We start from the raw sequence: 10,481 nt of genomic DNA, 5'->3' as shown, positions 1-10,481 counted from the left end.
CAGAATATCTGCCAGAATACGTGGCTGAATTTTCAGTAAGATTTAGCCACCCGGAAATCTTTGATTCTCCGCTAACCTATCTGCAAAAATCAATTAGCTCTGTTCCACTTGACTAGGTATACCCTAAGTTATGACCTTGACAAGATTTTTTATTGTGTTAATATATTAATATAACAAGAAATAAAAACCCCCGGAGCATTTTGCTTCAGGGATTTTATTTTTTGACATTTAATTTTTTTTTCGCTCATTGTCTATAACACAAAAACCGGGAGGGCTAATAATTGAGGCAACAAATTCACAATTTATTTTGCCGGAGCTTATAAGGAAAAGAGACGAATACGGCCGAAAGAGGCGTGAATATGCCGCTCTATTGAGAGAATTGCGGAGGCAAAGAGGTTGCCCTGAAGAAGGGGATATTAGACCTGATGATGAATAATCCCCCTTGCTCCCTCCTGCCTACCGGCAGGCAGGTTAACAAGGGGGTAGAAAAAAATAACCGCTAAGGCAAAAAAGCCAAGGCGGTTTTTCTTTTTTTAATTTTATTATTTTAAATACTTAAAGATATAAATTTCACCCTGCCCGATTTCGGTCCAGGAATCGGCTTCCAGTTTGGCTTCAGCCAGTATTTTCGGGAAAGCCCACCAGTATTTGTTCAAAACAAAATAACTTTGGCTAACGCCGGCAAAATCCATAGCAGAGTTCATGGTTTTTTTAGCCGGTTTTTTATAAACCATATCCAGATAATATTGGTAGAGCTGGCCTCCGGTGGGTATTGGATAAAAGTATACCTCACCCAAATCCCCCTCGCCCCCTTTATCAAGGGGGTAGTATCGGTTAAAGCCGAATTCGCGCAGAGCGGCCGCGCTTACCTGCTGGTTAGCGAGCGAGACATAGCTGCTGCCAGCGGCGTCGTTTTCAATCCAATGGACGGCGGCAATATCATTTTCACCCGTAGAATAGCCGCGGGAATTAAAATAGCGGTCAAAACGAGGATAAGAAAGATAAAGGGAAGCGGTGATTAAAATGGCGAGAAAAACAAGAAAAGGAATTTTTATGGTTCTTTTTTGCTCAATAATTTTTTCCAGCAAGCCGTAAAGAGGGATGATAATAAGGGGCAGAAGGAAAATAACAATTAAAGAGAGAATTCTTTCTAAATAATCATTTCTTTCGTAGGAAATTAGAAAATCAAAGGGAAGCCGGCCGGTTAGGATATAGGCAATGGCTAAAGAAATTGCGATAATTAAATTTAAGAAGTAAATTTTACAGTTTTGGCGGTTGCGGTAAGCAATGAATAAACCGGCCAAAATAAGAATAGCGATTAAGGTTTTAAGGTTGAAAGCGTAAAGATAAACAAAATTCAAAATAAAATTTTCCCGCCCGGGGACAGAGATTTTTTCCAAAATATTTGAGTCGGAAACGGTTTCAGCGGAAATGTCGGCTATTCCATTATTTTTGTTGACAAAATAAAAAGCCAAAGGGAGAGATAAGCTGGAAAAAATAAAAATTAAAAAATAGAAATATTTTTTTAATTTATTTCGGTTGCTGTGATAAGCGGTTAAAGCCAGAGCGAAAGAAAGGGCGGGCAAACCGGCCAAAGGATGGCAAGCCAAGCAGGCCAAAGCAAAAATATAGACAACGATTAATTCTTTTTGGCAGGAGCAGGTAAGGCCGTAAAAAATGGTGAGAAAAAGAAAAAGATAAGCTAAGTTTTGCGGGGTGGTGGCAATGAAAAAAGAAAAAGGCAGGATTAAAATGGCCGCGGGAAGTAAAAGATTAATTTTATTATTATTAAAATATTTTTTTAAAAATTGAAAAATGGCATTAGGCAGAAATATAGCGGTTAAAGCCGGCACTAATAATTTGTCAAGCCAGACAATCGGCAGAGTGGTAATTTTATGTAAAATTACAATTAGGCTGTATTGGCCCAGATAATAAAAAGGTTTTGGATAAACCGCGCCGGTTTTTTCAATTAACTCGGCCGTGGCCTGGTGGATAAAAGAATCAAAGCCATAGCCGATTTTATAAACAATTATAGCCGCGGAAAAAGAGAGAAAATAGTGGAGGCCCAGAAGGGCGAGGAAAATTTTTTTTTGCGGGCGGAAAAAGGCAATGGCAAATATGAGAATAGCCGTAGCCAAGCCATAAAAAACGAAGAAATAAAGAGAAACCGCTTCCCATGGAGAAATAAGGGTTTGGCTGGTTCCGGCCATGAATAAGGCGTAAAAAGTTAAACAGACAAAAAGGCAGTAGAAAAAAATAGAAACGGAGAACAAATACCCGTTCTTGTTTTGCTCCGGTTTTGAGCATTTTAGCGTATAATCGTAATCCGAGTTCCTGTTTTTAAATTTATAAAGAATAACGGCAAAACAAAAGGCGGATAAGGCCAGGCTGATAATTGCCCCAAGGTTATCCAGGCGGTAGAGGCGGTAGGTAATAGCGCCGAAAAGAGAAATCAAGCTGATTAGGGCAACTAAAAAATATGAGCAGTTTTTTCCAAAATATTTTTTCATTTTTTTGGTCTTAGGATGAGCTTATCTACATCATAGCAAATTTTTGCCAGGATTCAAATTTTCTTGCTTTTATTGGTGTTTTTTGCTAAGATAACATTTACAAATTACAAATCAGTCACAAATTCACAAATATACAAATATAATAAAAACGTTTAAAATAGTATTTGTGAATTTGTGAGATAATTTGTGAATTTGTAATAAAATATATTCGTAATTCGTAGGGAATAAATATGGAAATTATTCAGAAAATTAAAATTTGGCTCAAAGGCCAATGGCCCCTGCTGGCGGTTATTTTTTTGTCTGTTATTTTTTTCTTTGGAGTTTCAAGCTATAATCTGATAGTGCAAGACGGTGATTTTATAAAGTGGTCTTCGCCTGACGAAAGCGCTAACTATATTTTTTCAAAACTCTATGGCCAGACCGGGGCAATGACCATGTTTGAGAAATATAATTTAGTCGGCGAAGGCGTAATCCATCCCAGGAGTTTTTCCAGCGCCGGTGGAAGCTTAAAGCCCGTAAGTTTTTTGGGGATTATTTTAATTTACGGATTTTTGGCAAGTTTGGCCGGTTTTAAAATATTGCCGTTTCTGACCCCGGCTTTCGCCGCCGTTGGAATAATATTTTTTTATCTTTTTATAAAAAAACTTTTTGGTTCGCGCAACGCTTTGATTTCCGCTTTTTTATTGGCGTTTTTTCCCCCTTATATTTATTATTCGGCGCGGAGCATGTTCCATAATGTTTTATTTGTCGCGCTTTTGATTTTTGGCTTGTATTTCGGCTTGTTAATGGTTGGAAAAAAATATAGGCGGAAGAATTTGAATTTGCTAAGTTGGCTGTTTGCCGCCTTGGCCGGATTTTTTTTCGGGCTTGCCATTATAACCAGAACTTCGGAGTTGCTTTGGCTGGCTCCGATGTTGCTTATCGTCTGGCTTTCCAATATTAAAAAAATCGGTTTTACGAAATTGGTAATTTTTTTGTCCTTTATGTTTTTAGCGGCTTTGCCCGCCCTGTATTGGGATCAGATTTTATACGGTTCCGCCTTGGCCGGCGGTTATCCGGAAATGAACCAATCGGTCAAAACTTTGGCCCAAGCCAGCGGAGATTTGGTTAAATCAACCGTGGTTGGCAATCTGGCCTATAGCCGGGAGGTTTTTCATAAAATAAAAGACACTATTTTTTATTTTGGATTTGCCCCGAAGCAGTCAATAAAAATGTTTTATCATTATTTTGCCGCTATGTTCCCCTGGCTCTTCTGGCCGGCAACCCTGGGCGCTTTTTTGTTTCTCCAGAGGTTCGGCAAATGGAAAAAAAAGCATTTTGTTTATTCGGCGGCTTACGGCCTCATCTGCCTGATTTTGCTTTTTTATTACGGCAGTTGGCTTTTTCATGATAACCCGGATCCCAAAAGCTTCACTATCGGCAATTCCTATACCCGTTATTGGCTGCCGATTTATTTGGGAGTTTTGCCTTTTGCCAGCTTATTTTTAATCAAATTTACCAGGGTTTTATTTCCTCTCTGGCAAGAGGGTTCGCCGCCGGCTGATTCTATGATAACTCTGGCTGATAAAACAAGAAAACAATTTGGCCGGACAAGAAGAACCTTTCTGGTTAATGGCAGCCGAGCGGTTCTGCTTATTTTAGTTTGTTTCGTTTCCATTTCTTTCGTTTTGTTCGGTTCGGAAGAGGGTTTGCTCTATTTGGCCCAAAATCAAAAAATGGCCAGGCATGAACTGGGAAAAGTTTTAAGTTTAACCGAATCCAATTCCATTATCATTACCCGTTATCATGATAAAATATTTTTTCCTGAGAGAAAAGTGATTGTCGGCCTATTTGACGATGAGAATATGAACGCCCGTTACGCGAGGCTGGTAAATTATCTGCCTGTTTATTATTATAATTTCACCTTTCCCGAGAAAGACCTGAATTATCTGAATGACAAAAAATTAAAAGAAGCGGGCTTAATGATAACGCCGATAGAAAAAATTACCGCGGACTTTACTTTGTACAAACTGGGCAAGGATAAGGAATCAGAAATTATAAATTAAGAATTAGGATTTAAGAATTAAGAATTATGAACCCCGTTAGAAATCTGACGGTGGAAATTATAAATTTAGGCAGAAGAAAGTGTCTAAAAGATAAATTCTATCTTTATGAAGGTAATAAATAACAAAATTTCTAACGGGGTGAAAGATAAAAAAACATATTACATAATTACTATTGGTTGCCAAATGAACAAGAGCGATAGCGAGAGAATAGCGGCCTATTTAGAAAGTTTTGGGTTTAAGCCGGCAAAGAATGAAAATTCAGCTGGAGTTGTCGTGCTGACAACCTGCGGGGTGCGCCAGTCGGCCGAAGATCGGGTTTACGGACTAGTGGGAAAAATTAAGAAGAAAAACCCAAAAGCAAAAATCATTTTGACCGGCTGTTTGAGCCAGCGGGAAGATGTGCGCCGGAGGCTGGCGGACAAAGTGGATATTTGGTTAAATATTTCCGAGTTGGCAAATTTGGATTTAAGATTTAAGAAAAAAACGAAAAATTGTAGTTATTTAAAAATAAGGCCAAAATACAGTTCAAATTTTTCCGCTTTTGTGCCGATTGGCAACGGCTGCGATAATTTTTGTTCCTACTGCGTGGTGCCTTATGCTCGCGGACGAGAGATTTATCGCCCGGCCAAAGAAATTTTAGGAGAAATAAAAGATTTGGTAAAAAATGGGTATAAGGAAATTATTTTAATCGCCCAAAATGTCAACAGCTATAAATCTGGATTGCCGATTGCCGATTGCCGATTGCCGAATAAATCCAGGAGAGTTAATTTTGCTAAGTTATTAAAAATGGTTAATGATATTCCGGGTAATTTTTGGATTAGGTTTGCGACTAGCCATCCGAAAGATATGAGCGATGAGCTGATAAAAATTATTGCCGGCAGTGATAAAATTTGCCAACATATTCATTTGCCGGCGCAAGCCGGAGACAATAAGATTTTGTCTGCCATGAATCGCAATTATACAAGAGAAAATTATGTTAAATTAGTTAGAAAGATTAGACATGTTATAAATTCCAAATTCCAAAATTCAAATGACAAACAAATTTCAAAACTCAAAACTCAAAACTCAAAACGCGACTCTGGGCAGATGCCTGTTTCCATGACGACCGATGTGATTGTCGGCTTTCCGGGGGAAACAAAAAAACAGTTTGCTAATACGGTTAAACTTTTTAAAGAAATAAAGTTTGATATGGCCTATATTGCCCGTTATAGCCCTCGGCCGGGCACCGCCGCTTATAAACTGAAAGACGATGTTAGCTCGGAGGAAAAAAAGCGCAGAGAAGAAGAATTGATGAAAATTTTGCGGAAAACCGCTTTGGAAAATAATAAAAAGTATATCGGCAAGACAGTTAAGATTTTAGTTAGCGGGAAAAATCAGAAGGGGGAGTGGCATGGATATACAGCAACAAATAAAAATGTTAAATACCAAAGCTCAAATGTCAAATCCGGGGAATTCGTGAAAATTAAAATAATAAAGGCGAGAGATTTCGGGTTGGAAGGGATTGTCGCATAACGTGGAACTTGCCTACCGGCAGGCAGGCGCATAACGCATAACATAAAAAAGAAAAACCCCGGAGGATTGGTCCGGGGATCAGAGGAGTTGTTTAGATAAGCAAAGATACAAAGTATAATATAGCCGCATTTGTTAAAAAGAACGCTATTGTCGTCGCAATTACTTTCGTAAGGTCGTTTGGCGCCGCAAACGTAACCGCCGCCGCCGCCGCAAACGTAACCGCCGCCGCCGCAGCCGCCGCCGCAAACGTAACTATTTTAGTTTCCGTCACTTTTGCCAAGACGGAAACTAAAATAGCGGTAATCATTACTATAACTGTCGTGATAGCATAGCCAGCTAATAATTTTTTCATTTCAAATTCCTTTTTTAAGTGGAAAAACAAAAAATATCTAAAATTTGTCAAAGATCAATTTAATTTAGGGTAATATTCTATCATAGCATAAATTTAGAAATATGTCAATAGGTAAGAAAAATAATCACCGCATAGGCGGGACAGGTAAAATAATCGTAGTTTTAGGGCCGACGGCTAGCGGGAAAACAACGCTAGGGGTTAGTTTGGCGCGGAAATTTAACGGTGAAATTATTAGCGCGGACTCAAGGCAGGTTTATAAAGGAATGGATATTGGTACTGGCAAAGACCTGCAAGACTATCGTCTTGAAATTCCAAATTCCAAATTCCAAATTCCAAATAAAATCCAAAATCCCTGCCTTGCCGGCAGGCAGGCAAAATCCAAAACAATTAATATCCCTTATCACTTAATTGATGTGGTTAATCCTAATACTAAATTTAGTTTGGCTAAGTATCAGAGATTAGCGTTTAAAGCTATAGACGATATTTTAAGGCGCAGTAAGACACCAATAATCGTGGGCGGGTCTGGTTTATATTTGCAGGCCGTGGTTGATAATTATAATTTAAGCGGGACAAAACCGGATAAGAAGTTAAGAGAAAAATTAGAGAAGGAAAGCGTAGAAGATTTATTTTTAGAGCTTAAAAATATAAATCCTAAATTCGCCGAACGGTTGAATGGAAGCGAGAGAAAGAACAAAAGAAGGTTGATCCGTTATCTTGAGATAATGCAGGGCGAAGAGGTTCGACCCCTTGCGAGGGATCGAGCCTCTAAATCTAGTTATGATTTTCTTTTGCTTGGCTTAACTTGGCCCAGAGAGGTTTTAAAAGAAAGAATTTATAAGAGATTAGTAGAAAGATTAGAAAAAGAAAATATGGTCGGGGAGGTGGAAAAATTGCATAAAGACGGCGTAAGCTGGAAACGGCTGGAAAGTTTTGGGTTAGAATATAAATATATTTCTCTATATCTGCAAGGCAAGTTAACTTATGAAGAAATAGCGGAAAAATTAAATAGGGCCATCGGGCAGTTTGCCAAGAGGCAGATGACATGGTTTAGGCGCTGGGAAAAGCAGGGGAGAAAAATAAACTGGGTGACAGATGGGAAAGAAGCGGAAAGATTGGTTAAAAAATTTTTAAAATAAAAAAGAATAAGAAAAAGCTGATATTTTCCAATATCAGCTTTTATTTTTCTTAAAATATTTCTTTTAAGCGAAATTCCTTTTCGCAATACCAGCAGGTCAGAGAACCGTTGTTTTGGTTAATAAATTTAACATCGGCCTCTGGGTCGTGGTTGGTAATGCAATTAGGGTTGGGGCAGGCGCCGATGCCGCGGATAATTCCAGGGGTATTGATTTTTATTTTCCGGAATTCACCGTCCCTAATGCAGTTGAAAGTTACCTGCGGGGCTAAGGAAGAAATCGCTCCCATGGCTTCATCAGAAATAGATGATCCCGGTAAAACTAAGACATCTTTGAATCCATAGCTTATTGAAGGCACTTCTTCGATCAGATGTCTGACGCCGCCGCTGATTAATCCCTGCCCGAGAAGATATTCTCTTATGATTAGCCCCAGGCCTTTCGGGATATGGTCAATGACCACGCCTTCGTCGGTAATCGGTCGGAAAAATTGGTGGCGCCCCTTCCTTCTTTCCCTTTCGCTCAGGTATTCTGTGAGAGCGATGTTTTTCAGAATTCGCCGGTTGTTGCTTTGCGCTTTGGCGCTGAGGGCAGTTATTTTTCCCCTGTTCTCATAGCCGGTTTGCAGAAGGTACATTCTGGTTGGGACGCCAAACCAGGCTTGTTCGTCAACGATCAATCTCGGGTCACGCCTTATGTCAACCGCGAATTCATTCACAAAAGGCATAGGGTGCATAATCAGAACGGAATTTTTGAATTGCTTTAAAATATGATCCGTAAGCCTAAATCGGCTTCTGGCTCGCTCTAAAGCCACCTGGTCGCCAAGAAATCTTTCTTCCTGAAGTCTTGAGCCGTAGATGATATCGCAATCGGATAGTAATCCCAGATCGTCTCCCTCCTCCGCTCGGCTGAAGAATTTTTTGTAATGGTCCGGCAGAGTTGTTTCCGGGTCGGAAGCCAGAGTTAGAGAAACATCTTGGCAGTGGGCCAGGGCGCAAATCAGGGAATGGACTGTTCGGCCGTATTTCAAATCTCCGAAAAAGCCGATTTTAAAATTCGACAGCCGCCCCAATTTTTCCGAGATGGTGAGCAGGTCCAGGAAGGTCTGGGTAGGGTGTTGGTTGGTGCCATCGCCGCCATTTTGGATGGAAATTGGGTAGCCTTCTTTTTCCAGGATTTCGGCGATAAATTTTTGCGCTCCTTCAATTTTAGCGCGAATAACCAAAACTCCGGCTCCTTGGCCGGCTAGCATTCTGGCAGTATTGGCCAAGCTCTCCTTTTTAGTCAGAGAAGTCGCTTCAATTCCGATTATTTCATTCCATGACCAACCAAGCAGTCTGGCGGCTTCCCCGTACGATCCTTTGGTGCGAGTGCTGGGTTCGAGAAAAAGAAAGGTGGCCTTGCGGTTTTTCTTTTGCGGCCAAGCCCTTTTTCCCGCCTGCCTTTTTTTGGCAACCGCGATTTGCGCTTGGCATCCAGGCAGAACCTCGTCAAAGATTTCCTCGCGAGTAAAGTCCGTTATGCTGATTACGTGCCTCATTTGTTCCTCCTTCTGTCTGTTGTAAAGATCAATTTTGCCTAAAAAAATATCCCGTCCATTGGACGGGATATTTTAGGAAATAGTATTCCCACAAGGTGAAGTCACCCCGCAGAAAGGGAATTTTAAATTTTTCTTGGTTCCTACCTTTTCGGCAGGCAAGTAGTAGTTATCCACAGATTCCGGTTATTATGAGTTAAATTATTAACAGTATAAAGCAGAATTTTTAATCTGTCAAATTTTTTAAATTAAGATGAATTTTTTAAGCCGCCTTGCCTAATTTTCCCTCTATTTCATGAATTTTAGCAAGAAGTTTTTCCACTTCTTTTTTATTTTTCTCGTATTCTTTTATCAAAGCTTCCTTCTCGGGGTCATTTTCTTTGCCTAAGACGGCAGGCGTTATTCGTTCAAACCCCATATTTATAAAATAAAATTAAAGAATGAATTTAAGCGACTTTTAATTCTTTTTCTTCCGGATTTTCTTCGCCCGGAAGCTGTTCCATCTCTCTCCTTAGTTTTTCTCTGGCCTGTTCAGCTATTTTTCTCCGAGCGGCTTCATTGGCCGCTTCCATTTTTTTTCTGATCTCCGGGTCTTTTTCTTCTTCCTCCGGAGTGGGGGAAAAACGGCCGGGGATAAATTTTTCAATTCCTTTGAACATAGTTTATTTGTTAAGCAATTTTTTAAGAAATTTTATGACAATTTTGGAGTTTGTTTTGTCGCCCGTAACCGCTCCCGCCGCTGGCGGGATCGATCAAAGTTAACTTGTGAGTAGTTTCTTAAGAAGTTCTATGACAATTTTGGGATTGGCCTTGCCTTTCGTAACTGACATAACTTGGCCGACAAAGAATTGCAGCACATTGGTCTTGCCTTGGCTATATTGCCCAACCTGCTTTGGATTTTTTTCTATCACGGCTTTTATTATTTTTTCCAGTTCGGCGCTGTCGTCAATTTGCTCCAACCCCAAATCAGCCATAATATCAGTCGGGTCCCCGCCTTTTTCATACATTGTTTGCATTATTTTTTGGGCGGCCGAGGAATTTATTTTTCCCTTATGAACAAGGGCGATAAACTCAGCAAAATTTTCCGGAGTTATTTTTATGTCTATTATGGCTTTCTTATTCTCGTTCAAATATTTGAATAATTCTCCAATCAGCCAATTGGCTGTGATTTTGGCAAGTTTGTTTTTTTGTCTCGCCCAGTCGTCTCCCGCAGAGTCTATCCAGGCCCTAAGTTCAGAAATCACCTTTTCCGCGTAGTCGGCCAGATTTTTGTCGCTTACTAAAATTTCCGCAGTTGTCTCATCAAAATTATATTCGGTTTTGAATCGTTTCTTTTTTTCCATTGGCAATTCAATCAAACCGGCTTTTATTTTTGCCAGCCATTGTCCGCCAATC

Annotated in this window: 9 protein-coding genes; 3 read left to right on the top strand and 6 right to left on the bottom strand. The window is 39.9% G+C overall.

The window, feature by feature from the left end; genetic code table 11:
* Positions 1–542: 542 nt before the first annotated feature.
* Positions 543–2,510: a hypothetical protein gene (locus PHQ42_04520; protein MDD5071967.1), complete on the bottom strand. Its 1,968-nt coding sequence runs from the start codon at positions 2,508–2,510 to the stop codon at positions 543–545.
* A gap of 230 nt (positions 2,511–2,740) precedes the next feature.
* Between PHQ42_04520 and PHQ42_04515 the strand changes: the two genes are divergently transcribed.
* Both PHQ42_04515 and PHQ42_04510 read left to right on the top strand, forming a co-directional pair.
* A complete protein-coding gene (locus tag PHQ42_04515) occupies positions 2,741–4,555 on the top strand; it encodes a glycosyltransferase family 39 protein (GenBank protein MDD5071966.1) in 1,815 nt (604 codons plus the stop codon).
* Positions 4,556–4,660: 105 nt separating this feature from the next.
* Positions 4,661–6,067 carry a MiaB/RimO family radical SAM methylthiotransferase gene (locus PHQ42_04510; protein ID MDD5071965.1) on the top strand — a complete coding sequence of 469 codons (1,407 nt, stop codon included), beginning with the start codon at positions 4,661–4,663 and terminating at the stop codon, positions 6,065–6,067.
* A gap of 91 nt (positions 6,068–6,158) precedes the next feature.
* On the opposite strand, the gene PHQ42_04505 is transcribed toward PHQ42_04510, so the two are convergent.
* Positions 6,159–6,419 (bottom strand): hypothetical protein, encoded by a 261-nt coding sequence (locus tag PHQ42_04505; GenBank protein ID MDD5071964.1) that lies wholly within the window; start codon positions 6,417–6,419, stop codon positions 6,159–6,161.
* 101 nt (positions 6,420–6,520) lie between these two features.
* On the opposite strand from PHQ42_04505, the gene miaA reads away from it, so the two are divergent.
* Positions 6,521–7,555, top strand: a complete 1,035-nt coding sequence (miaA, locus tag PHQ42_04500) for a tRNA (adenosine(37)-N6)-dimethylallyltransferase MiaA (GenBank protein MDD5071963.1) — start codon at positions 6,521–6,523, stop codon at positions 7,553–7,555.
* A gap of 49 nt (positions 7,556–7,604) precedes the next feature.
* On the opposite strand, the gene PHQ42_04495 is transcribed toward miaA, so the two are convergent.
* From PHQ42_04495 to PHQ42_04480, 4 genes are all read right to left on the bottom strand, one after another.
* Entirely contained in the window at positions 7,605–9,089 is a 1,485-nt protein-coding gene (locus PHQ42_04495; protein ID MDD5071962.1) for an aspartate carbamoyltransferase regulatory subunit, read from the bottom strand.
* Positions 9,090–9,348: 259 nt separating this feature from the next.
* Positions 9,349–9,504, bottom strand: a complete 156-nt coding sequence (locus PHQ42_04490) for a hypothetical protein (protein MDD5071961.1) — start codon at positions 9,502–9,504, stop codon at positions 9,349–9,351.
* Positions 9,505–9,532: 28 nt separating this feature from the next.
* Positions 9,533–9,745: a hypothetical protein gene (locus tag PHQ42_04485; protein MDD5071960.1), complete on the bottom strand. Its 213-nt coding sequence runs from the start codon at positions 9,743–9,745 to the stop codon at positions 9,533–9,535.
* Positions 9,746–9,844: 99 nt separating this feature from the next.
* On the bottom strand, positions 9,845–10,481 hold a 637-nt coding region (locus tag PHQ42_04480), incomplete at its 5' end, for an Asp-tRNA(Asn)/Glu-tRNA(Gln) amidotransferase subunit GatB (protein ID MDD5071959.1).

It is taken from the genome of Patescibacteria group bacterium, from assembly GCA_028711655.1.
Lineage (GTDB): Bacteria > Patescibacteriota > Patescibacteriia > Patescibacteriales > JAQTRU01 > JAQTRU01.
Note: the sequence above shows the minus strand (reverse complement) of the source record. Positions and strands in the feature narration are given on the sequence as shown.

What these genes read in the sequence shown, in the direction of transcription:
- miaA (MDD5071963.1), top strand. Translation starts at nt 6,521, where the DNA reads ATGTCAATAGGTAAGAAAAATAATCACCGCATAGGCGGGACAGGTAAA.
- PHQ42_04515 (MDD5071966.1), top strand. Translation starts at nt 2,741, where the DNA reads ATGGAAATTATTCAGAAAATTAAAATTTGGCTCAAAGGCCAATGGCCC.
- PHQ42_04510 (MDD5071965.1), top strand. Translation starts at nt 4,661, where the DNA reads ATGAAGGTAATAAATAACAAAATTTCTAACGGGGTGAAAGATAAAAAA.
- PHQ42_04520 (MDD5071967.1), bottom strand. Translation starts at nt 2,510, where the DNA reads ATGAAAAAATATTTTGGAAAAAACTGCTCATATTTTTTAGTTGCCCTA.
- PHQ42_04485 (MDD5071960.1), bottom strand. Translation starts at nt 9,745, where the DNA reads ATGTTCAAAGGAATTGAAAAATTTATCCCCGGCCGTTTTTCCCCCACT.
- PHQ42_04505 (MDD5071964.1), bottom strand. Translation starts at nt 6,419, where the DNA reads ATGAAAAAATTATTAGCTGGCTATGCTATCACGACAGTTATAGTAATG.
- PHQ42_04495 (MDD5071962.1), bottom strand. Translation starts at nt 9,089, where the DNA reads ATGAGGCACGTAATCAGCATAACGGACTTTACTCGCGAGGAAATCTTT.
- PHQ42_04490 (MDD5071961.1), bottom strand. Translation starts at nt 9,504, where the DNA reads ATGGGGTTTGAACGAATAACGCCTGCCGTCTTAGGCAAAGAAAATGAC.